The sequence below is a fragment of the Kaistia sp. SLG-1 genome, assembly GCF_059699055.1.
Genome location: NZ_AP048544.1, coordinates 4,397,925 through 4,419,982, shown reverse-complemented (window position 1 = coordinate 4,419,982; position 22,058 = coordinate 4,397,925). Strand labels below are relative to the sequence as shown.

The following is a 22,058-nucleotide window of genomic DNA, read 5'->3' as shown; positions in this document are numbered from 1 at the left end:
CTACCGTTCCGTCAGCTTCAGCTCGATGCGGCGGTTCTTGGCGTAGGCGGCTTCGGTCGAGCCCTGTTCTAGCGGCTGGTATTCGCCGAAGCCGGCGGCGACCAGGTGGATCGGCTGCACGCCCTGCTCGACCAGGAAGCGGACGACCGCGATGGCGCGGGCCGACGACAGTTCCCAGTTGTTGCGGAAGCGTCCGGAGCCGGAGAGCGGCCGCGCGTCGGTGTGGCCGTCGACGCGCAGCACCCAGGCGATCTCCGGCGGGATCTCGCCCTCGAGCGTCTTCAGCGCCTCGGCGAGCTTGGTCATCTCGACCCTGCCCTCGGCGTTGATCTCGTCCGAGCCGGACGGGAACAGCACCTCGGACTGGAAGACGAAGCGGTCGCCGACGACGGTGATATCGGGCCGGTTGCCGAGGATCTCGCGCAGGCGGCCGAAGAAGTCGGAGCGATAGCGCGACAGTTCCTGCACGCGCTGCGCCAGCGCGACGTTCAGCCGGCGGCCGAGATCGGCGATCTTGGTCTGGCTCTCGGTGTCGCGCTTCTCCGAGGCGTTCAGCGCCTCCTCCAGCGCGCCGATCTGGCGGCGGAGTGCGGCGATCTGCTGGTTCAGGATCTCGACCTGCGACAGCGCCTTCTGGCTGACGACCTTCTCGTTTTCCAGCGCCTTGGTGATGATGGCGATCTGGCCCTCGGCCGACCCAGCGGCAGCCGACTGGCTGTCGGCCGCGCTCTTGAGCCGGTCGCGCTCGGCTTCCGCCGAGGCGAGGCTCGCCTGCAGGTTGGCGAGCTGGTCGGCGCTATCCTGCTTGCCGGCCCGCTCCATGGCGAGGAGCTCGGTCAGCTCGGCGATCTGGCTGTTCAGCCGGTTCAGCACCGTGTCCTTGCCGGTGATCTCGCGGCTCTGCAGGAACTGCAGCAGCGCGAAGATCGAGAGCAGGAAGATGAAGACGAGCAGGAGGTTCGACAGCACGTCGACGAAGGCGGGCCAGACGTCCGTCCTGGCCTCACGGCGGCGTCCGCGGGCGGCCATGCCTACTCTCCGGCCGGCTGCTTGAGGGCCTTGGCGATCAGTTCCAGAAGCTGCTGCATCTCGCGCTGCTGCTCGGCCTGCTGCTCAACCCAGCCCCGCACCACCTGCTGCTCGCTGCGCATGTGCTGGACGAGGCCCTGGATGCCTTCGGCGAGATTGGCCATGGCGGCCGTGGCGCGCTGGGTGGAGCCGCCGGAGCCGCCACCGCCCTCCTGCACCGCCGCGGTCAGCCGTTCGATCGCGACGCGAAGGTCCTCGCCGGTCGTGGCGCCCTCGCGCACGTCGAGCATGCTGGGATCGAGGTCGGTGACGGTGGAGAGCCAGTCTTCCAGCTCGGTATAGAACTTGTTCTGCGCCTGGCCGGCCTGCAGGTCGAGGAAGCCGAGGATCAGCGAGCCGGCGAGACCGAACAGCGAGGACGAGAACGCCGTGCCCATGCCGGTCAACGGACCCTCGAGGCCGGATTTCAGGTCCTCGAAGATCACGGCGCTGTCGCCGGTGCCGATGTTGAGGCTGCGGATGGCGTCAGCGACGGCGCTGACCGTTTCCAGCAGGCCCCAGAAGGTGCCGAGCAGGCCGAGGAAGATGAGCAGGCCGGTCAGGTAGCGCGAGGTGTCGCGGTCCTCGTCGAGGCGCATCAGGATCGAATCGAGCACCGAGCGCATGGTCTGGGTCGAGATCGACATGCGGCCGATGCGGTCGCCGAGAATCGCCGCCATCGGCGCCAGCAGCACGGGCGCGCGTTCCAGCTCGATCGAGCGGTCGGAATTGCGGAAGCCGTTGACCCAGCGGATCTCCGGGAAGATGCGGATTACCTGGCGGAAGGCCAGCAGGATGCCGATGAACAGCACGCCGATGATGACGCCGTTCAGCGCCGGATTGGCGAGGAAGGACGTATAGACCTGGCGATAGAGGATCAGGGCGACAAACGCGGCGATCACCAGGAATACGATCATCCGCCAGAGATACACTTGCGGACTGGCAAGCTTGTAGGGGTCGAAATCTCTTGCCATTGGTTTCCGCCGGATCGCGCTGCGTCTCGTTTCACCCTGCACGCATCGGCCAGAACCGTGGCCGAAGAAACGCGCCAAGTCCGTGCCGGGGCCTCGGAAGAAGCCGATCACGCCCCAGCGCTCAAGGTTTAGCGTGATTTGCCGCAGGATAGGAAGAGCTTAACGCGCCGCCTCGGAAAGAGGCGGCGCTTTCCTCCCGCGACGGGAGTCGGGGTCAGGCGACCTCGCGCTCCAGTTCCGCGTTCCATTGGCCGAGCGCCGCGAGGCCGTTCATCCGGCAGCGATGCAGGAAGGCCTGCTGGCCGGCCGCGACGTTCTCCGGCTTGCCGCCCCAGGCCTTGAGCGCCGCCGCCTGCAGGGCGCGGCCATAGGAGAAGGTGATGCCCCAGGGCAGGTCGCCTATGGCGTTGATGAGCGAGAGATGCTCGGTCGCCAGCTCGTCCGACTGGCCGCCGGAGAGGAAGGCGATGCCCGGCACCGAGGTCGGCACGGCGGCGTGGAACACGGCGACGGTGCGCTCGGCCACTTCGGACGGGGAAGCCTTCTGGCCGCTGTCCTTGCCCGGCACGACCATGTTCGGCTTCAGGATGATGCCGGTGAGGTCGACGCGGGCGCGATCGAGCTCGTCGAACACGACGCGCAGCGTCGCCTCGGTGACCTTGTGGCAGGTTTCGATCGTGTGGGTGGCGTTCGGGTTGTCCATCAGGACTTCCGGCTCGACGATCGGGACGATGCCGTTTTCCTGGCAGAGCGCGGCGTAGCGGGCGAGCGCGTGCGCGTTGGCGGAGAGGGCGCCCGGCGTCGGCAGGGTCTCGCCGATGGTGATCACGGCCCGCCACTTGGCGAAGCGCGCGCCGAGCTTGTGGTATTCGACCAGGCGCTCGCGCAGGCCGTCCAGGCCCTCGGTGACGGTCTCGCCGGGGTGGAAGGCGAGCGCCTTGGCGCCCGTGTCGACCTTGATGCCGGGGATCGAGCCCGTCGCGGTTATCAGCTCGACCAGCGCGCGGCCGTCCTTCGCCTGCTGGCGGATGGTCTCGTCGAACAGGATGACGCCGGAGACGTGGTTGCGCATGGCCTGGTCGGCCGAGAACAGCATCTCGCGGTAATCGCGGCGGGCGTCGGCCGTCGAGGCGAGGTTGATGCTGTCGAAACGCTTCTTGATCGTGCTCGAGCTCTCATCCGCCGCCAGAATGCCCTTTCCGGGCGCGACGAGACGACGGGCAATATCCTGAAGGCTTTCGGTCATGCGGGGCGATCTCTTGCAAAGCGCGGACCCGGACCGTCCGGGTCTCCCGGCAGTTGCATAACTCGCCATGTTAGATTTTGCACTGCAAAATAAAACAACTTCCGAACTCGATGAGCTCGGAAGTTGTTTGATCGACCTGATCAAATTATCGCAAAGACCGTAGTTTTGCTGCGCTGCGGACTAAAACGATTTAAGTGTTGCGGCGCAATACCTCGACGCCGGGCAGCGGCTTGCCTTCCAGCCATTCGAGGAAGGCGCCGCCGGCCGTCGAGACATAGGAGAAGTCGTCGGCGACGCCGGCGTGATTGAGCGCCGCCACCGTGTCGCCGCCGCCGGCGACCGAGAGCAGATGGCCTTCCTTGGTGCGCTTCGCCGCGTGGCGGGCGGCCTCGACCGTGCCGCGATCGAACGGCTCCAGCTCGAAGGCGCCGAGCGGGCCGTTCCAGACCAGCGTCGCCGCGTCGTCGATCGCCGCGTTGATGCGCTCGACCGACAGGCCGCCGACGTCGAGGATCATGCCGTCCTCGGGGATCGCCTCGACGCCATAGGTCTGGTTCGGGGCATGCGCCTCGAAATGATAGGCGACGGTGGCGTCGACCGGCAGGATGATGGCGCAGTTGGCGGTCTCGGCCTTGGCCAGGATGCGGCGGGCGGTGTCGGCGAGGTCCTTCTCGCAGAGCGACTTGCCGACCGGCAGGCCTTGCGCGTGCAGGAAGGTGTTGGCCATGCCGCCGCCGATCACCAGCGCGTCGACCTTGCCGACCAGGTTTTCCAGGAGGTCGATCTTGGACGAGACCTTGGCGCCGCCGACGATGGCGATCACCGGGCGCTTCGGGCTGGTCAGCGCCTTTTCGAGCGCCTCCAGCTCGGCCTGCATCGAGCGGCCGGCATAGGCGGGCAGCTGGTGGGCGAGGCCCTCGGTCGAGGAATGGGCGCGGTGGGCGGCGGAGAAGGCGTCGTTGACATAGACGTCGCCGAGCTCGGCGAGTGCTGCCGTGAAGATCGGATCGTTCTTCTCTTCGCCCTTGTGGAAGCGGGTGTTTTCCAGGAGCAGAACGTCGCCGTCCGACATCTTGGCGATCGCCTGGGCGGCGTCGTTGCCGATGCAGTCATTGGCGAAGGCGACGGGGCTGCCGAGCAGCGTCTCCAGCGCCGGCACGACGGGCGCGAGAGACATGTCCGGCACGCGTTCGCCCTTCGGGCGGCCGAAATGCGCCAAGAGGATCGCCTTGCCGCCGCGCTTGGTGACGTCGCGCACCGTCGGCAGGATGGCGCGGATGCGGGTGTCGTCGGTGACCCGGCCGTCCTTCATCGGGACGTTCAGGTCGACGCGGATCAGGACGCGCTTGCCCTTGATTTCGGCGGTATCGAGGGTGCGGAAGGTCGACATGCGCGCTCTCTCCTTGTGGGCGAATGCGCCCTCAAATGTGAAAATGGCCCGGAACGTGTCCGGGCCATCAGGTTCTAGCTGATCTCGTTTCGACGGATCAAATCGTCTTTGCCAATTCGCTCAGAGGACCTTGGCGAAATAGGCCGTCATGTCGGCCATGCGGTTCGAGAAGCCCCACTCGTTGTCGTACCAGGCCAGCACGCGGACGAAGGTGCCGTCGATGACCTTGGTCTGGTCGAGGTGGAACGTCGCCGAATGCGGGTCGTGGTTGAAGTCGTGCGAGACGTTCGGCTGGTCGGTGACGGCGAGGACGCCCTTGAGCGGGCCGGCAGCCGCCGCCTTCATGGCCGCGTTGATCTCTTCGACCGTGGTCGGGCGCTTGGCGACGAACTTCAGGTCGATCAGCGAGACGTTCGGGGTCGGCACGCGGATCGACGAGCCGTCGAGCTTGCCCTTGAGCTCCGGGATCACCAGGCCGATCGCCTTGGCGGCGCCGGTCGAGGTCGGGATCGAGGAGAGGGCCGCCGCGCGGGCGCGGTAGAGGTCCTTGTGCATGGTGTCGAGCGTCGGCTGGTCGCCGGTGTAGGAATGCACCGTCGTCATGAAGCCGTGCTCGATGCCGACCGTGTCCTGCAGGACCTTGGCGACCGGCGCCAGGCAGTTGGTGGTGCAGGAGCCGTTCGAGATCACCAGGTGGTCCTTGGTCAGGCCCTCATGGTTGACGCCCAGCACGGCGGTGTAGTCGGCGCCGTCGGCGGGAGCCGAGACGATGACGCGCTTGGCACCGGCGGCGAGATGGGCGGCGGCCTTCTCGCGCGAGGTGAAGATGCCGGTGCACTCGAGCGCGATGTCGATGCCGAGCTCCTTGTGCGGCAGCTCGGCCGGGTTCTTGATCGCCGTGACCTTGATGCGGCGGTCGCCGATGACGAGCGTGTCGCCGTCGACGATCACCTCATGCGGGAAGCGGCCATGGACCGAATCGAAGCGGAGCAGGTGGGCGTTCGTCTCGACCGGGCCGAGATCGTTGACCGCGACGACCTCGATGTCGGTCCGGCCCGACTCGACGATCGCCCGAAGGATGTTCCGGCCGATCCTGCCGAACCCGTTGATAGCAACCCGCACCGCCATATTCGCTCTCCTTGAGGCGCGCGCCGCGCCTTCGTCCGTTTCGGCCGGGCGCATATGCCCGGCCATGGTTCAGTTCGTGATTCAGGCGTTGGTGTTCAACCGCGCCAGCGCCGCATCGGCGGCATGCTGCGCCGTGATGCCGAAATACTCGTACAGCTGGTCGGCCGGCGCGCTGGCGCCGAAGCCGTTCATGCCGATGAAGATGCCGTCGACGCCGATGAAGCGGTCCCAGCCGAGACGGATGGCGGCCTCGATGCCGACGCGGACCTTCGAATTGCCGATGGTCGCCGCCTTGTAGGCGTCGTCCTGCAGCTCGAACAGCTCGAAGCTCGGCACCGAGACGACGCGGGCCGTGCGGCCGGCTTCCTCGATCTTCGCCTTGGCGTTGACGGCGATCTCGACCTCGGAGCCCGTCGCGAACAGCGTCACGTCGGCGGTCTCCGGACCGGCGATCAGGTAGGCGCCGCGGGCCGACTTGTTCTCCGAGACGTGCTCGGTGCGCAGCGTCGGCAGGTTCTGGCGCGACAGCGCGAGAACCGACGGGTTGTGCGGGCTCTCGATCGCGATCTGCCAGACTTCGGCCACCTCGACGGCGTCGGCCGGACGGAACACGCGCAGATGCGGGATCGCCCGGAGTGCTGCGACATGCTCGACCGGCTGGTGGGTCGGGCCGTCTTCGCCGAGGCCGATCGAGTCATGCGTCATGACGTAGATCACACGCTCGCCCATCAGCGCCGACAGGCGGATGGCCGGGCGGGCGTAGTCGGTGAACACCAGGAAGGTGCCGCCATACGGGATGAAGCCGCCATGCAGCGCGATGCCGTTCATCGCCGCCGACATGCCGAACTCGCGGATGCCGTAATGGATGTAGCGGCCGGAATAATCATCCGGGGTCAGCGGCTGCTGCGCCTTGGCGCGGGTCAGGTTCGAGCCGGTCAGGTCGGCGGAACCGCCGGCCAGTTCCGGCACCACGGTCGCCAGCATGTCGAGCGCCATTTCGGACGACTTGCGGGTGGCGACCTTCGGCTTCGTCTCCGACAGGGTCTTCTTGTAGGCGTCGACGGCGGCGTCGAGGCCGGCCGGCAGCTCGCCCTTCATGCGGCGCTCGAATTCCGAACGCACGGCGGCGTCGGCGGCGGCGAGGCGGGCCTCCCACGCGGCGCGCGGTTCAGCCGACTTGGCGGCGGCGCCATGCCAGGCGGCGTAGACGTCGTCCGGGATCTCGAACGGCGCGTAGGGCCAGCCGAGCGCCTCGCGGGCACCGGCGATTTCCTTGTCGCCGAGCGCCGAGCCATGCGAGGCATGGCTGTCGGCCTTGGTCGGCGCGCCGTAGCCGATGATCGTCTTGCAGGCGATCAGGGTCGGGCGGTCGGAATTGCGGGCGCGCTCGATGGCGGCGGCGACTTCCTCCGGATCGAGGCCGTCGACGCGCTCGGCATTCCAGCCGCTCGCCTTGAAGCGGGCGACCTGGTCGACCGAGGTCGAGAGATCGGTGTGGCCGTCGATGGTGATGCCGTTGTCGTCGAACAGGACGATAAGCTTGTTGAGCTTCAGATGGCCGGCGAGATCGATCGCCTCATGGCTGACGCCTTCCATCAGGCAGCCGTCGCCGGCGATCACGTAGGTGTAGTGATCGACGAGGTCGGCGCCGTATTCGGCGGCGAGCATGCGCTCGGCCAGCGCGAAGCCGACCGACATGGCGAGACCCTGGCCGAGCGGACCCGTCGTCGTCTCGACGCCGGGCGTCATGAAGTTCTCGGGATGGCCCGGGGTCTTCGAATGAAGCTGGCGGAAATTCTGCAGTTCGCTGATCGGCAGTTCCTTCGAGCCGAGCAGGTGCAGGACGGAATAGATCAGCATCGAGCCATGGCCGGCCGACAGGATGAAGCGATCCCGGTCGGGCCAGAACGGCGCGTTGACATCGTATTTCAGGAACCGCGAAAACAGCACCGTGGCGACGTCGGCCATGCCCATCGGCATGCCGGGATGGCCGGACTTGGCCTTTTCGACCGAATCCATCGCGAGCGCACGGATGGCGTTTGCCATGCGCTTGTGAGTTTCAGGAGCTGTCATCTCTGCTTCCACGCTTGTGGGCCGGGCCACTGCTCGCTTGTCGGGCAGTCGCGCGGCCGCGTTGTTCTGTGGGGTAACTACCAGGCCGCCGGACCGTCGCGGAAAGGCGCTGCGACAAATAACAGACCCCCCTTGTGAGTCAATCTCGCGACCTGTCGCAGAGAGCCGGCTGCAACCGCCGCGAGCCCCCGGAAATCCGGGAAAACGGCCGCTTCCGGATAAGCCCAGGATAAGCCATTGACGCCCTGTTTCGGGCCTGCCTAATGTCCGGAACGATTTCTGACCGCATGCGACAGGGAGATTCCGCCGAGAATGCGAGGGGCGTCGCCCATTGAAGGTGCGTTGCGGCGCTTGAGTGCGGCGCTGGACGGGCTGGAGGGAGCGGTCGACAGACGGCTCAACGCCGGTGTGCGCCTCGGCGAAATCGAGACGGAAATGCAGCGGATCGGCCTCGATCGCTCGCGTCTGGCGCAGTCGGTCGACGCGGCCGAAGCCCGCTCCGAGCGGCTCGAAGAGGCCAACAAGGAAGTCTCCCGCCGTCTCGTCGCCGCCATGGAAACGATTCGTTCCGTGCTCGAACGGCAGGACGGCTGAGCCATGTCGCAGGTCAGCGTCACCATCAACGGCAAGACCTACCGGATGGCCTGCGACGACGGCCAGGAGGCCCATCTCGAGGGCCTCGCCGATCGTCTCAATGAAATCATCGGCCAGCTGCGCCAAAGCTTCGGCGAGATCGGCGACCAGCGCCTGACCGTCATGGCGGCGATCACCATGGGCGACGACCTCGCCGAATCACGGCGCCAGGTCCGCCGGCTCGAGGCCGAGCTCGCCGCGATGAACGAGACTAAGGCAGCGGTGATCGCGCGCTACGAGGAAGCGGAAGCGAACGTCGCGCGCGTCGTCGACCTGGCGGCGAGCCGCCTCGAAAGCCTCGCCGAGAAGCTCGTCGCCGGCGACAAGCGCGACTGATCCCGACCTTCGCCCGCCGTAGCACGGGAAAAGCGAGAGCTTCCCCGCTCATCGCGCCGAGATCGCTGGCTAAGCGTCCCGCGGTCTCCTATATTCAGTGTCGGCGAGACTGCGCGGTGCGACAGGAGCTCACAATTCCCCGGGGCCTTATCGATCCAAAAGGGAGCTGTCCCTGACTGGAGCCCTGGTTCCGGACATACGGCGCCCACCTACGCTGTAGGTTCCCGGGATCGATCACTCCATCGGCCCATCGTGGCTCGCCACCCTTCCTTCTCTCCCGCAATCGTTCTATGGCCGTGGCTTCCAACCCCGCCGCGACGATCCGGGCTGACATGACGACCGAGACGGATACCGCCACCAAGAATCAGCTGCGCGTCGCCGCGCTCGCCCGGCGTGACGGGCTTTCGACCGCCCAGCGCCAGCACGCCGTCGACGGCTTCCTCCGCCACGGCGTCGAGTGGTTCGAGCCGGCCGGCCGCATCGTCTCCGGCTACTGGCCGATTCGCAGCGAGGCGGATCCGCGGCCGCTGATCGAAGGCGCGCGCGCCGCCGGCGCCACCATCGCGCTGCCCGTGCTGGTCGATGCCGAGACGCTGCGCTTCCGCCGTTGGGAAGCCGGGGCGGAGCTGCATCCGGCCGGCTTCGGCACCGTCGGCCCCTCGGCGGACGCGCCCTTCGTCGTGCCGGATGTCATCCTGCTGCCGCTCGCCGCCTTCGACCGGCGCGGCCACCGGATCGGCTATGGCAAGGGCCACTATGACCGCGCCGTCGCCGCCATCTTCGCCTCCGGCGCGCGACCGCTGCTGGTCGGGCTTGCCTTCGCGGTTCAGGAGGTCGACAAAGTTCCTTTTGAGACGCACGACATCCCCCTCGACTACATCCTGACCGAGGCTGAACGGATCACTGCGCTGAAATCCGGGTGACCGATCAAGGGGGTTCGTGTGCGACTGCTTTTCCTGGGGGATATCGTTGGCCGGACGGGCCGCAACGCCGTCATCGACCAGCTGCCGGGGCTGATTGACCGTTACAGGCTCGATTTCGTCGTCATCAATGGCGAGAATGCCGCCGGCGGCTTCGGCATGACCGAGGACATCGTCCGCGACGTGCTCGACGCCGGCGCCGACGTGATCACCACCGGCAACCACGCCTTCGACCAGCGCGAGGCGCTGGTCTTCTCCGAGCGGCAGCCGCGCTTCCTCCGCCCCGTCAACTATCCGGTCGGCACGCCCGGGAAAGGCGCCAATCTCTTCATCGCGCGCAACGGCGCCCGCGTCCTCGTCGTCAACGCCATGGGCCGCGTCTTCATGGATGCGCTCGACGATCCGTTCGCGGCGGTCGACCGCGAGGTCTCGGCCTGTCCGCTCGGCGAGCAGGCGGATGCCATCATCATCGATTTCCACGCCGAGGCGACCAGTGAGAAGCAGGCGGTCGGCCATCATCTCGACGGTCGCGTCACCCTGGTCGTCGGCACGCATACTCATGTGCCGACCTCGGATTGCCGCATCCTGCCGGGCGGCACCGCCTACCAGTCGGACGCCGGCATGTGCGGCGATTATGATTCGGTGCTCGGCATGGACAAGGACGAGCCGGTGCGCCGCTTCCTGACCAAGATCCCCTCCGGCCGCTTCCAGCCGTCGAACGGCCCGGCGACCTTGTGCGGGCTCTGCGTCGACGTCGACGACACCACCGGGCTCGCCCGCGCCGTCTCGCCGCTCGCCCTTGGCGGCGTGCTCGAGGAGCGGTTGCCGACCTTCTGGGGTTGACGGCGGTCGTCATTCCGTGATGGGAGAGGCAAACGCTTCCCCCATTTCAGATTTGCTCCGTCCGGGCGGGTACCGCCGGACGATGCTGCAGGAGTTTCGCCCATGGCCCGCTCGGCCCTTCTCAACGTCATGGTCAACGCCGTCACGAAGGCCGGCCGCCCGCTCGCCCGCGATTTCGGCGAGATCGAGAACCTGCAGGTTTCGATGAAGGGCCCGGCCGAATTCGTCGCCGCCGCCGACCGCAAGGCCGGCCAGGCGCTGGTGGCGGAGCTGACCAAGGGCCGGCCCGGCTACGGCTTCCTGACCAAGGATCGCGGCGTCCTCGCCGGCTCGGACGAGACCCACCGCTGGATCCTCGACCCGCTCGCTGGCGCCAGCAACTTCCTGCACGGCATTCCCGTCTTCGGCGTCGCGCTGGCGCTGGAGCGGGAAGGGCAGATCGTCGCGGCCGTGCTGTTCAATCCGGTCACCAATGATCTCTACGTCTCCGAGCGTGGCGGCGGCGTGTTCATGAACGATCGCCGCCTGCGCGTCGCCGGCCGCGTCGCGCTCGCCGATTCCGTGATCGGCACCAGCATTCCCCATCTCGGCACGCCCGACCATGCCGGCGCCATCCGCAAGATGCAGAACGTCATGATCGAAGTGGCGGGCCTGCGCGCCAGCGGTTCGCCGGCCTTCGATCTCGCCGCCGTCGCCGCCGGTCGCCTCGACGGCTTCTGGCAGGAAGGTCTGCAGCCCTGGGATATCGCGGCCGGCACGCTGTTCGTCCGCGAGGCCGGCGGCAAGAGCACGGATCTCTGGGGCGGCGAGAAGATGATCGACACCAAGTCGATCTGCGCCGGCAACGAGAAGATCCAGGCCCGCCTGCTCACCGCCATCACCGCCCGCTGACCGGTTCCGCTGAGCGCGACGGCTTGAACCCCGTCGTGCTTTCGCCATAAGGCTGTGGCGTTTTTCCGGAGCGTTCTCGAAAGCGACCATGGCCAAGAAGAAAAAAGCCCCTCCGCCGGAGCCGTTTGCGCGCCTCTGCCTCGTCACGCCGGCGGGCCTCGATCCCGAGGCGTTCGCACCTCGGCTCGACGCCGCGCTGAAGGCGGGCGACGTGGCGACGCTGTTCATCGTCTCCGAGACGTCGAATTCCGGCGAATTGCAGCGCATCGCCGAGGCGCTGGTGCCGATCGCCCAGGCCAATGGCGTCGCGGCGATCGTCGCGAACGATACGCGCCTGTTCGGCCGCGCGCGCGCCGACGGCCTGCATGTCGATACCGGCCTCGCCGAGCTGAAGGACGCCATCGAGGCGCTGAGGCCCGACCACATCGTCGGCGCCGGCGGCGTCGCGACGCGGCACGACGCCATGCTCGCGGCCGAGACCGACTGCGACTACATCTTCTTCGGCCGCTTCGACGGCGACACCGGCCCGCAGAGCTTCGACAAGAGCTTCGACCTCGCCGCGTGGTGGTCGGCCATGTTCGAGATCCCGGCGATCGTGATGGGCGGCAACACGCTCGCCTCGGTCGAGCCGGCGGTCGATGCCCATATCGAGTTCGTCGCGCTGCGCTCGGCGATCTGGAACCATGCCGACGGTCCGGCGGCGGCGGTGGCCGAAGTCAATCGCATCCTCGCGGCGCGCCAGGCCGAAACCGCCCCATGACAAGCCGGGCCGCGACCCTTGCTGTGCTTCTGCTCGGAACGGCCTTGCCGGCGATCGGCGCCGAGAAGGCGCCGCCCGTGCCGGTTGCCAAGCCGGCGACCGCCAGCGGCGGGCTGACGACCGGCTCGACGAAGCCGGCGGAGCAGAAGCCGGTGACGGTCGAACCGGTCCTCGGCGGCAGCACGCTCGGCGTTCCGCCGCCGGCCGCCGGGCTGATGCCGAACGCTGACGACCTCTTGAAGTCCGGCCGCGCGCTCAACGACGAGGGCGAGGGCGACCAGGCTTTCGGCGCCTTCCAGCGCGGGCTCTATCTGACCGCCTTCACCGTGGCGATATCGCGGGCCGAACGCGGCGACGCCGCGGCGGCGACGCTGCTTGGCCGCCTCTATGGCGAGGGCCTCGGCGTCAAGCAGAACGACAAGGCCGCCGCCGCCTGGTACCAGCAGGGCGCGCTCGCCGGCGATCCCAACGCGCAGCTGGCGCTCGGCCTGCTCTATCTCGACGGCCGCGGTGTCAAGAAGGACCGCGCCAAGGCGGCCGACGCCTTCGAGCAGGCGGCCGAATGGAACGAGCCGCAGGCGCTCTACAATCTCGGCCTGCTCTATCTCGACGGCACGGTGCGGCCGAAGGATTCCGAAAAGGCGGCGTCGCTGTTCAGCAAGTCGGCCGGGCAGGGCAACATCGACGCGCAGTTCGCGCTGTCGCAGCTCTATGCCGAGGGCGAGGGCGTGCTGCTCGACGACGGCATCTCGACGATGTGGATGGCGAAGGCGGCAAAGGCCGGTCATCCCGACGCGGCGGTCGAATACGGCATCCGCCTGTTCAACGGCATCGGCACCAAGAAGGACATCATCGCCGCCGCCGGCTGGTTCCGTCGCGCGGCCGAATCCGGCAATCCGGTCGGCCAGAACCGCTATGCCCGCGTGCTCGCCACCGGCATGGGAACGCCGCGCGATCCGGTCCAGGCGGCGCGATGGCACCTGATCGCCTCAAAGCTCGGCGTCAAGGACGCATGGCTGGACGATTTCGTCTCCAAGCTCTCCGACGCCGACCGCAAGGCGGCCGAGATCGCAGCGGAACGCTGGCCCGCCGGGGGGTAGACGACTTTATTTCAGGTCGTCTTCCCCCTATAAGCGGGGCGATCGCGCGGTGCTGCGCCGCCCAATTATTTGCTGATAGGACGCCTCCGATGGCCGGACATTCACAATTCAAGAACATCATGCACCGCAAGGGTGCCGCCGACGCCAAGCGCTCGAAAGCCTTCGCCAAGCTGGCGCGTGAAATCACCGTCGCCGCCAAGCTCGGCCTGCCGGATCCGAAGATGAATTCGCGCCTGCGCCTGGCCATCCAGAACGCCCGCGCTGAAAACATGCCCAAGGACGTTGTCGATCGCGCCATCAAGAAGGCGGCCGGCGCCGATGGCGAGAACTATGACGAGATGCGCTACGAGGGCTACGGCCCCGGCGGCATCGCCGTCGTCGTCGAGGCGCTGACTGACAACAAGAACCGCACGGCGAGCGCGGTGCGCTCCTATTTCACCCGCTCCGGCGGCGCGCTCGGTGAAACCGGCGCGGTTTCCTTCATGTTCGATCACGTCGGCCAGATCCTGTACAAGGCCGAGGTCGGTTCGGCCGACAAGGTGCTCGAGGCGGCGATCGAAGCCGGCGCCGACGACGTGCTGAGCAGCGAAGACGGCCACGAGATCATCACCGCCTTCGAGAATTTGAGCGACGTCTCCAAGGCGCTCGAGGAGACGCTCGGCGAGCCGGAATCGGTCAAGGCGATCTGGAAGCCGCAGAACCTGGTCCCCGTCGACGAGGAGAAGGCGGCCGGCGTGATGAAGCTGATCGACGCGCTCGACGACGATGACGACGTCCAGAACGTCTACACCAACTTCGAAGTCTCCGACGAAGTCATGCAGAAGCTGACCGCCGCCTGAGGCATCGCCTGTCATTCCGCGAAGGCAAGACCCTCCCCTCGGGGAGGGTTTTTTCTTGGGGCGTGACTCTTGGCGACGGCGGACTGACTCGATGCCGCCCAAGCTGCGCGGCCCATCGGCAGAGCATCGTCGCCCCGGCGGAGGCCGGGGCCTATAAACACCGTCCTCGAAAGCTTGGCCCAGCCTATCGGCCACAGGCCTGAGTGTCTGGATCCCGGCCTTCGCCGGGATGACGGTCGAGGGTGGCAAGGCCGGGCCGGCCACCTTGCCGCAGGCCGCTCGACGGCGGGCGCCGGCGCGCTACTTGCTCCCACGCGATCCTCGCGTTCGGCCGATCCGGCCTGGGAGCCCATCATGCGACTGGCAATACTGGCATCCACCGCCTTTCTGGCGTTGCAATCCGTGACCGCATCGGCGCAGGGCGCCATGCCCGAGCGGGTCGGCGGCACCGTCGTGAGCTTCAGCGGCGACCAACTCACCATGAAGACCGCCGACGGCCAGTCCGAGACGGTCAACCTGCCGGCCTCGGTCAACGTCACCGCGCTGGTCAACCGCAAGCTCAGCGACATCAAGGCCGGCGACTATGTCGGCTCGGCCGCCGTCAAGGGCGCCGACGGCAAGCTGCATGCGCAGGAAGTGCACATCTTCGCCGAGAGCATGCGCGGGGCGGGCGAGGGGCAGCGGCCGATGTCGGGCGCCGGCCGGTCGATGACCAACGCAACCGTCACCACCGTGATCGCCGATCCGACGGGGCAGACCCTGCGGCTGAAATACAAGGGCGGCGAGCAGGACATCGAGGTCGGCCCCGAGGCGCGGATCGTCGCCATCATCCCCGGCGACCGCGCGCTGCTGAAGCCGGGCGCCGCCGTTTCCCTCTTCGTCGAGAAGGCGTCCGACGGCAGCCTCAAGGCCCGTGCCGTGCAGGCCGAGAAGGACGGCGTCAAGCCGCTCTGACGCCGGCCTGACCGCCTGTTCCCAGCGGCGCGCCGCCGATGCGGCGCGCCGATGTTCTCCGAATGTTCTTCACAAGTGCGCGAGGGTCGGCTAGGCCTTTGGCATGAACCATACGATTCGCATCATCGGCATCGACCCCGGCCTCCGGCGCACCGGCTGGGGCATCGTCGACAGCCGCGGCAACCAGCTCTCCTTCGTCGCCTCCGGCACGGTCAAGGCGCAGCTGGACGGCGAGCTGGCGCACCGCCTGGTGACGCTGCATCAGGGCCTCACCGCCGTGATGGCGCAGTACAGCCCGGACGAGGCGGCGGTGGAGCAGACCTTCGTCAACAAGGACGCCGGCGCGACGCTGAAGCTCGGCCATGCGCGCGGCATCGCGCTGCTGGTGCCGGCGCTTGCCGGCCTGTCGGTGGCGGAATATTCGCCGAACGCGGTCAAGAAGACGATCGTCGGCGCCGGCCACGCCGACAAGGAGCAGATCCGCATGATGGTGAAGGTGCTGCTGCCCAAGGCGGAGTTCGACACCGACGACGCGGCGGATGCGCTCGGCATCGCGATCTGCCACGTTCATCATCGCGTCTCGCTCGCCCGCATGATGCGGACGGCGTGACATCAGGCAAGGCGCGGCCCGGCATCCGGGCAGGCTCGCGAGAGACGGGTGGAGCATGATCGGTAAGCTCAAGGGTATCGTCGACTCCTTTGGCGACGACTGGGTGATCCTCGATGTCGGCGGCGTCGGCTATCTCGTGCATTGCTCGAGCCGGACGCTGCAGGCCTTGCCGTCGCCCGGCGAGGCGGCGCAGCTCGCGATCGAGACCTATGTCCGCGAGGACATGATCAAGCTGTTCGGCTTCGGCGCCGACGTCGAGCGCGAGTGGTTCCGCCTGCTGATGACCGTGCAGGGCGTGGGCTCCAAGGTGGCGCTCGCCATCCTCGGCATCCTGAAGCCGGCCGATCTCGCCACGGCCATCGCCCTGCAGGACAAGGTGCAGGTGGCGCGTGCGCCCGGCGTCGGCCCCAAGGTCGCGGCCCGCATCGTCGCCGAACTCAAGGACAAGGCACCGGCCTTTTCCAGCGTCGATCCGGCCGTGATCTCGCTGCAGGAAGATCTTGCCGATCGCCGCGCGCCGCTGCCGGTCGCCGATGCCGTCTCGGCGCTCACCAATCTCGGCTATCCGCAGGTGCAGGCGAGCGCCGCCGTCGCCGCCGCAGCGCGCTCGGCCGGCGAGGACGCGACGACCGAGACGCTGATCCGGCTCGGCCTGAAGGAACTGGCGCGATGACGACCGTCGCCGCGCGTCGTGACGGCTGGGTCACGACGATGGAGAAGGCGACGGACATGGTGCCGGCCGGATTCGTCTGCTACGGACGATCATTCACGCGGCCGGTGCTGTCGCAGGAGGAACGATGAGCGACAGCCGTTTGATTGACGGAGCCCCGCAGGAAGACGACGTCGACCGGACGCTGCGGCCGCAGGTCTTGGCCGATTTCGTCGGCCAGGCGCAGGCGCGCGCCAATCTCTCCGTCTTCATCGAGGCGGCGCGCGGCCGCAAGGAAGCGCTCGACCACGTGCTCTTCGTCGGGCCGCCCGGCCTCGGCAAGACGACGCTGGCGCAGATCGTCTCGCGCGAGCTCGGCGTCAATTTCCGCGCCACGTCGGGGCCCGTCATCGCCAAGGCCGGCGATCTCGCGGCGCTCCTGACCAATCTCGAGGAACGCGACGTTCTCTTCATCGACGAGATACATCGCCTGAGCCCGGCGGTCGAAGAGATCCTCTATCCGGCGATGGAGGACTTCCAGCTCGACCTGATCATCGGCGAGGGGCCGGCGGCGCGCTCGGTCAAGATCGACCTCGCCAAGTTCACGCTGGTCGCCGCGACCACCCGCCTCGGCCTGCTGACGACGCCGCTGCGCGATCGCTTCGGCATTCCCGTCCGGCTGCAGTTCTACACGGTCGAGGAGCTCGAGCTGATCGTCACGCGCGGCGCGCGTCTGATGGGCGTCGGCATGACGGCCGACGGCGCCACCGAGATCGCCCGCCGCGCCCGCGGCACGCCGCGCGTCGCGGGCAGGCTGCTGCGCCGGGTGCGCGACTTCGCGCTCGTCGAGGGGCCGGGCACGATCACGCGCGAGGTCGCCGACCGGGCGCTGCTCCGCCTCGAGGTCGACAGCATGGGCTTCGATTCGCTCGACCGGCGCTACATGTCGACGATCGCCGTCTCCTTCGGCGGCGGCCCGGTCGGCATCGAGACGATCGCGGCGGCGCTGTCGGAGCCGCGCGACGCGATCGAGGAGATCGTCGAGCCCTATCTGATCCAGCAGGGCTTCGTGCAGCGGACGCCGCGCGGCCGCCTCTTGACGCCGCACGCCTTTCGTCATCTTGGTCTCGCCGTGCCGACCACCGAAATTGCGGCCCAGATTCAGATGTTCGACCCCGGCAAATAGCCGCGCAGAGGCCTTCGATGACCGACGACTACCCGCATCTCGCCGGGCGACACACGCCCGAAGGCCACGTTTTGCCGGTCCGCATCTATTTCGAGGACACCGATTTCTCCGGCGTCGTCTATCACGGCTCCTATGTCCGCTTTCTCGAGCGCGGGCGCAGTGACTATGTCCGCCTGCTGGGCGTGCACCACAGCGAGCTCGACGCCGGCGAGACCGGCGAGTCGATCGCCTTCGCTGTGCATCGGATGGAGATCGAGTTCAAGCGGCCGGCCCGGATCGACGACGTCGTCGAGGTGCTGACCCGCCCGAAGGAGATTCGCGGGGCGCGGATCCTGCTGGCGCAGACGATTCGCCGGGGCTCCGAGATCCTGATCGAGGCGGTCGTCACGGTCGTCCTGGTCAATCGCGCCGGCCGCGCCCAGCGCATTCCCGAAAGCCTCGCCGCCCGATTTGCAATGGCGCCAAAATAACCATTGCTTAACCATGCCGAGACTATAGAGAAGCATCGCGGCAGCATGGGCGAACTGGCTGAAACGCCCTCAAATGAACAAATTTGAAGGCGAGACACCACCCCGGATTGTCGTGTCCGGCCCGATGCTTGCAGGACAAGTTCCGTGGCAGGTTTCGACGGTGGATACAGCTCCTGTCCTCGCGCCGGTCGCGAGTGATCAACTCCGAGAGGGTGTACGCGAATGAATCCGGTCGACGTGGGCCAGGCAGCGCTCGACGCGCCGGCGAACCTGTCGCTTATCTCCCTGTTCCTGCAGGCTCACATCGTCGTCAAGCTGGTCATGCTCGGCCTGATCGTGTCGTCGATCTGGAGCTGGGCGATCATCGTTGACAAGGTGCTGCTGTTCGGCCGCATCCGTCGCCAGATCGACCGGTTCGAGAAGGTGTTCTGGTCGGGACAGTCGCTCGAGGAGCTCTATCGCTCGCTTTCGAACCGTCCGGCGACCAGCATGGCCGCCCTGTTCGTCGCCGCGATGCGCGAATGGAAGCGCTCGTTCGAAGCCGGCGCCAAGTCGCCGATCGGCCTGCAGATGCGCATCGACAAGGTGCTCGACGTGACGCTCGCCCGCGAGGCCGAGCGCATGGAGAGCCGCCTGCTGTTCCTCGCCACCGTCGGTTCGGCCGGCCCGTTCATCGGCCTGTTCGGCACGGTCTGGGGCATCATGACCTCGTTCCAGGCGATCGCCGCCTCCAAGAACACCTCACTCGCCGTCGTGGCGCCCGGTATCGCGGAAGCGCTGCTGGCGACCGCCATCGGCCTGTTCGCGGCCATTCCCGCCGTTATCGCCTACAACAAGCTGTCGAGCGCCGCTGGCCAGATCTCGGGCCGCCTCGAAGGCTTCGCCGATGAGTTCTCGGCCATCCTGTCGCGTCAGATCGACGAGAGGGCCTGAACATGGGCATGTCGGTCGGCGGACGGTCTGGAGGCGGTGGCGGGCGCGGTGGGCGCCGGCGTCGTCGCTCGACCGGCGTGATGAGCGAAATCAACGTCACGCCCTTCGTCGACGTCATCCTGGTGCTGCTGATCATCTTCATGGTGTCGGCGCCGCTGTTGACGGCCGGCGTGCCGCTCGACCTGCCGCAGAGCCAGGCCAAGGCGCTGACCGCCGACAAGGATCCGATCTCGGTGAGCGTCAACGCCGAGGGCAAGGTGTTCCTGCAGGAGACCGAGATCCCGCTCGACGAGCTCGTTCCCAAGCTGAAGGCGATCGCTGCCGCCGGCTATGAGGAGCGCATCTTCGTGCGCGGCGACAAGACCAGCAATTACGGCGCGATCATGCGCGTCATGGGCGCCATCTCCAGCGCCGGCTACCACAATATCGGTCTCGTTACCGAGGCCGTGGACGGCTGATCGATGCGCGCCGGGCTCGTCACCTCCGTCGCTGCCCACCTCTCGCTTCTGGCCTGGGGACTGATCGGGCTGCCCAGCAGCAAGCCGTTCGACGTCACCATGGTCGAATCGATGCCGGTCGAGCTGGTGCCGATCTCCGAAGTGACCAGCCTGCAGAAGGGCAAGAAGACCGCCGAGGTCAAGGACAAGCCGTCGCCGAACAAGCCGGCCGAGAAGGAAACGCCGAAGCCGAGCCCCGCGCCGCCGAAGCCGACCCCGCCCGCGACCCCGCCGCCGCCACCCCCGCCGCCGAAGTCCGAGCCGACGCCGCCCGCGCCGAAGCCGCCCGAGCCTGCGCCCGCGCCGCCGGAGCCGGCCCCGCCCGAGCCCGCCAAGGCCGAGCCTGCCCCGGCGAAGCCCGAGCCGACGCCGGCACCCGAACCCGCTCCCGCGCCGAAGGAAGCCGAGGCCGCGCCGCCGCAGCCGGCGCCGAAGCCGCGCGTCAAGCCGACGCCGCCGAAGCCCGTGCAGACGGCCGAGGCGCCGAAGAAGCCGGCTGAGAAGACCAGCCAGCACCAGACCCAGAGCACGACCTCGTCGGACTTCGACGCCGACCGGATCGCCGCGCTGCTCGACCGTCAGAAGCCGACCGGCGGCGAGACCGCCAGCCAGGAGCCGGAATCCTTCGGCGCCGAGCAGGCTCGCAACCCGAGCGCGCGGATGACGCAGAGCGAGATCGACGCGCTGCGCTCCCAGGTTCAGCGCTGCTGGAACATCCCGGTCGGCTGGACCGATCCGAGCGAGGTCACGGTGACGATCCGGTTCAAGCTGAACCAGGACGGCAGCGTCAGCGGCGTGCCGTCGATCCAGCAATACCCGGCCAGCCAGTATGGCACCGTGGCGGCGGAGAGCGCGGTCCGGGCCGTCATGCAGTGCGGCCCCTACCAGCTTCCGGCCGAGAAATACGAACTCTGGAGCGAAATCCAGATGCGTTTCTCGCCGCAAGGATGATCGCCCCCGTCACTGCTCTGCCGTTATCTTGGGCCACAACCGCAACAGCACAGAAGATTTGGATTACAGGAACAGCACCATGACGGTTCACGCCCCCGACAAAGGCGCCGCGGCCGCTTCGCGCCGCTTCGCACGAACAAGCCTCGGAGCAGCCATGCTCTTCGCCGCGGCCTTCGTGATGGCGACCGTTCCGTTCACCCAGCGTGCCGAAGCGCTGATCGAGCTCGACGTCACCCAGGGCAACGTGCAGCCGCTGCCGATCGCCATCCCGACCTTCATCGGCGGGACCCAGGCCGACGCGCAGCTCGCCGCCGACGTTTCCGGCGTGATCGCGGCCGACCTGAAGCGTTCGGGCCTGTTCCTGCCGCTCGACCAGGCGGCCTTCATCGAGAAGATTACCAATCCGAACCAGACGCCGAACTTCCAGAGCTGGACGGTGATCAACGCGCAGGCGCTCGTCACCGGCGGCGTCACGCGCCAGTCCGACGGCCGGCTCCGCGCCGAGTTCCGCCTTTGGGACATCTATGCCGGCCAGCAGATGGCGGGCCAGCAGTTCTACACGACGCCGGAAAACTGGCGCCGCGTCGCCCACATCATCGCCGACGCGATCTATGAGCGCCTCACCGGCGAGCAGGGCTATTTCGACAGCCGCGTCGTCTATGTCGACGAGAGCGGCCCCAAGGACAAGCGCGTCAAGCGCCTCGCCATCATGGACCAGGACGGCGCCAATTCGCGCTATCTGACCCGTGGCAACGACCTCGTGCTGACGCCGCGCTTCAATCCGTCGGCGCAGGAAGTCGTCTACATGTCCTACGGCTCCGACCAGCCGCGCGTGTATCTGCTCAACATCGAGACGGGCCAGCGCGAGCTGGTCGGCAATTTCCCGGGCATGACCTTCGCGCCGCGCTTCTCGCCGGACGGCCAGCGCATCGTCATGAGCTTCGAGGACCAGGGCAACGCCAACATCTACGCGATGGACCTGCGCTCGCGCCGGACGACGCGGCTGACCAACTCGGCCTCGATCGACACCAGCCCGTCCTTCTCGCCGGACGGCTCGCGCATCGTCTTCACCTCCGATCGCGGCGGCAGCCAGCAGATCTACGTGATGGGCGCCGACGGCTCCAACCCGCAGCGCATCTCCTTCGGCAAGGGCTCGTACTCGACGCCGGTCTGGTCGCCGCGCGGCGACCTGATCGCCTTCACGCGCCAGGCGCCCGGCGGATTCGCCATCGGCGTGATGAAGCCGGACGGCTCGGGCGAGCGCATCCTGACCGAGGGCTTCCACAATGAAGGCCCGACCTGGGCGCCGAACGGACGCGTGCTGATGTTCTTCCGCGACACCCCCGGCGCCAATGGCGGACCGCAGCTCTGGTCGATCGATCTGACCGGCTACAACGAGTTCAAGGTGCCGACCCCCGCATTCGGTTCGGATCCGGCCTGGTCGCCCTTGATCAACTAGGCCAGCTTGGTTAATTTCCATGCCGCCGACGCACCGCGCCGGCGGCATTTTTTATGCCGAACATGATTCGGTAACGATGTTTCCCGGCCACGCTAGGCATCGGGAAACCCAGACGGGGCCTTGCTTTATCCACCATCGGGCTGTCCGC

At 67.6% G+C, this 22,058-nt stretch carries 24 protein-coding genes and 1 other RNA gene; 19 read left to right on the top strand and 6 right to left on the bottom strand.

All coding sequences use genetic code 11. The features are described 5' to 3' along the window. From AC6HZP_RS20570 to tkt, 6 genes are all read right to left on the bottom strand, one after another. A complete protein-coding gene (locus AC6HZP_RS20570) occupies positions 1-1,029 on the bottom strand; it encodes a peptidoglycan -binding protein (protein ID WP_201400790.1) in 1,029 nt (342 codons plus the stop codon). Between the two features lie 2 nt (positions 1,030-1,031). Further along, positions 1,032-2,042, bottom strand: coding sequence for a flagellar motor protein MotA (locus AC6HZP_RS20565; protein ID WP_497524350.1), 1,011 nt, complete (start codon positions 2,040-2,042; stop codon positions 1,032-1,034). A gap of 214 nt (positions 2,043-2,256) precedes the next feature. Further along, positions 2,257-3,288, bottom strand: a complete 1,032-nt coding sequence (locus tag AC6HZP_RS20560) for a class I fructose-bisphosphate aldolase (protein WP_497524349.1) — start codon at positions 3,286-3,288, stop codon at positions 2,257-2,259. A 190-nt stretch (positions 3,289-3,478) separates the two neighbouring features. Beyond that, positions 3,479-4,678 carry a phosphoglycerate kinase gene (locus AC6HZP_RS20555; RefSeq protein ID WP_497524348.1) on the bottom strand — a complete coding sequence of 400 codons (1,200 nt, stop codon included), beginning with the start codon at positions 4,676-4,678 and terminating at the stop codon, positions 3,479-3,481. Positions 4,679-4,798: 120 nt separating this feature from the next. Further along, complete coding sequence (gene gap, locus AC6HZP_RS20550) at positions 4,799-5,806, bottom strand: type I glyceraldehyde-3-phosphate dehydrogenase (protein WP_201400786.1); 1,008 nt, start codon at positions 5,804-5,806, stop codon at positions 4,799-4,801. Between the two features lie 81 nt (positions 5,807-5,887). Then, on the bottom strand, positions 5,888-7,879 hold the full coding sequence (gene tkt, locus AC6HZP_RS20545) for a transketolase (protein ID WP_201400785.1): 1,992 nt from the start codon (positions 7,877-7,879) through the stop codon (positions 5,888-5,890). A gap of 312 nt (positions 7,880-8,191) precedes the next feature. On the opposite strand from tkt, the gene AC6HZP_RS20540 reads away from it, so the two are divergent. The 19 genes from AC6HZP_RS20540 (at position 8,192) to tolB (ending at position 21,910) form a co-directional block, all read left to right on the top strand. After that, entirely contained in the window at positions 8,192-8,473 is a 282-nt protein-coding gene (locus tag AC6HZP_RS20540; RefSeq protein WP_201400784.1) for a DUF4164 domain-containing protein, read from the top strand. Between the two features lie 3 nt (positions 8,474-8,476). Further along, complete coding sequence (locus AC6HZP_RS20535; RefSeq protein WP_201400783.1) at positions 8,477-8,848, top strand: cell division protein ZapA; 372 nt, start codon at positions 8,477-8,479, stop codon at positions 8,846-8,848. Between the two features lie 103 nt (positions 8,849-8,951). Further along, positions 8,952-9,110: non-coding RNA, 6S RNA (ssrS, locus tag AC6HZP_RS20530), on the top strand. 70 nt (positions 9,111-9,180) lie between these two features. Next, positions 9,181-9,771 (top strand): 5-formyltetrahydrofolate cyclo-ligase, encoded by a 591-nt coding sequence (locus AC6HZP_RS20525; protein WP_497524347.1) that lies wholly within the window; start codon positions 9,181-9,183, stop codon positions 9,769-9,771. 18 nt (positions 9,772-9,789) lie between these two features. Next, positions 9,790-10,611 carry a TIGR00282 family metallophosphoesterase gene (locus AC6HZP_RS20520; protein WP_497524346.1) on the top strand — a complete coding sequence of 274 codons (822 nt, stop codon included), beginning with the start codon at positions 9,790-9,792 and terminating at the stop codon, positions 10,609-10,611. Positions 10,612-10,713: 102 nt separating this feature from the next. After that, positions 10,714-11,502, top strand: a complete 789-nt coding sequence (locus AC6HZP_RS20515; RefSeq protein WP_201400780.1) for an inositol monophosphatase family protein — start codon at positions 10,714-10,716, stop codon at positions 11,500-11,502. Positions 11,503-11,590: 88 nt separating this feature from the next. Continuing rightward, complete coding sequence (locus AC6HZP_RS20510) at positions 11,591-12,262, top strand: thiamine phosphate synthase (RefSeq protein WP_497524345.1); 672 nt, start codon at positions 11,591-11,593, stop codon at positions 12,260-12,262. After that, positions 12,259-13,362: a tetratricopeptide repeat protein gene (locus tag AC6HZP_RS20505; RefSeq protein WP_497524344.1), complete on the top strand. Its 1,104-nt coding sequence runs from the start codon at positions 12,259-12,261 to the stop codon at positions 13,360-13,362. The genes AC6HZP_RS20510 and AC6HZP_RS20505 overlap by 4 nt, the downstream gene beginning before the upstream one ends. Before the next feature lie 89 nt (positions 13,363-13,451). Continuing rightward, positions 13,452-14,201, top strand: a complete 750-nt coding sequence (locus tag AC6HZP_RS20500) for a YebC/PmpR family DNA-binding transcriptional regulator (protein ID WP_497524343.1) — start codon at positions 13,452-13,454, stop codon at positions 14,199-14,201. Between the two features lie 354 nt (positions 14,202-14,555). Next, positions 14,556-15,155: a hypothetical protein gene (locus tag AC6HZP_RS20495; RefSeq protein WP_497524342.1), complete on the top strand. Its 600-nt coding sequence runs from the start codon at positions 14,556-14,558 to the stop codon at positions 15,153-15,155. A gap of 103 nt (positions 15,156-15,258) precedes the next feature. After that, positions 15,259-15,765, top strand: a complete 507-nt coding sequence (gene ruvC, locus AC6HZP_RS20490) for a crossover junction endodeoxyribonuclease RuvC (RefSeq protein WP_201400775.1) — start codon at positions 15,259-15,261, stop codon at positions 15,763-15,765. A gap of 55 nt (positions 15,766-15,820) precedes the next feature. Further along, on the top strand, positions 15,821-16,438 hold the full coding sequence (ruvA, locus tag AC6HZP_RS20485) for a Holliday junction branch migration protein RuvA (protein ID WP_201400774.1): 618 nt from the start codon (positions 15,821-15,823) through the stop codon (positions 16,436-16,438). Beyond that, entirely contained in the window at positions 16,435-16,566 is a 132-nt protein-coding gene (locus tag AC6HZP_RS20480; RefSeq protein WP_497524341.1) for a hypothetical protein, read from the top strand. The genes ruvA and AC6HZP_RS20480 overlap by 4 nt, the downstream gene beginning before the upstream one ends. Continuing rightward, entirely contained in the window at positions 16,563-17,600 is a 1,038-nt protein-coding gene (gene ruvB, locus AC6HZP_RS20475; RefSeq protein WP_201400773.1) for a Holliday junction branch migration DNA helicase RuvB, read from the top strand. Before AC6HZP_RS20480 ends, ruvB begins: the two co-directional genes overlap by 4 nt. A 17-nt stretch (positions 17,601-17,617) precedes the next feature. Continuing rightward, positions 17,618-18,070: a tol-pal system-associated acyl-CoA thioesterase gene (gene ybgC, locus AC6HZP_RS20470; RefSeq protein WP_497524340.1), complete on the top strand. Its 453-nt coding sequence runs from the start codon at positions 17,618-17,620 to the stop codon at positions 18,068-18,070. 222 nt (positions 18,071-18,292) lie between these two features. Further along, complete coding sequence (gene tolQ / locus AC6HZP_RS20465; RefSeq protein ID WP_371812706.1) at positions 18,293-19,003, top strand: protein TolQ; 711 nt, start codon at positions 18,293-18,295, stop codon at positions 19,001-19,003. Positions 19,004-19,005: 2 nt separating this feature from the next. Then, positions 19,006-19,461 carry a protein TolR gene (gene tolR / locus AC6HZP_RS20460; RefSeq protein WP_201400771.1) on the top strand — a complete coding sequence of 152 codons (456 nt, stop codon included), beginning with the start codon at positions 19,006-19,008 and terminating at the stop codon, positions 19,459-19,461. 3 nt (positions 19,462-19,464) lie between these two features. Continuing rightward, on the top strand, positions 19,465-20,451 hold the full coding sequence (tolA, locus tag AC6HZP_RS20455; protein WP_201400770.1) for a cell envelope integrity protein TolA: 987 nt from the start codon (positions 19,465-19,467) through the stop codon (positions 20,449-20,451). A 154-nt stretch (positions 20,452-20,605) separates the two neighbouring features. Beyond that, positions 20,606-21,910 carry a Tol-Pal system beta propeller repeat protein TolB gene (gene tolB / locus AC6HZP_RS20450; protein ID WP_244669579.1) on the top strand — a complete coding sequence of 435 codons (1,305 nt, stop codon included), beginning with the start codon at positions 20,606-20,608 and terminating at the stop codon, positions 21,908-21,910. Positions 21,911-22,058: the final 148 nt, after the last annotated feature.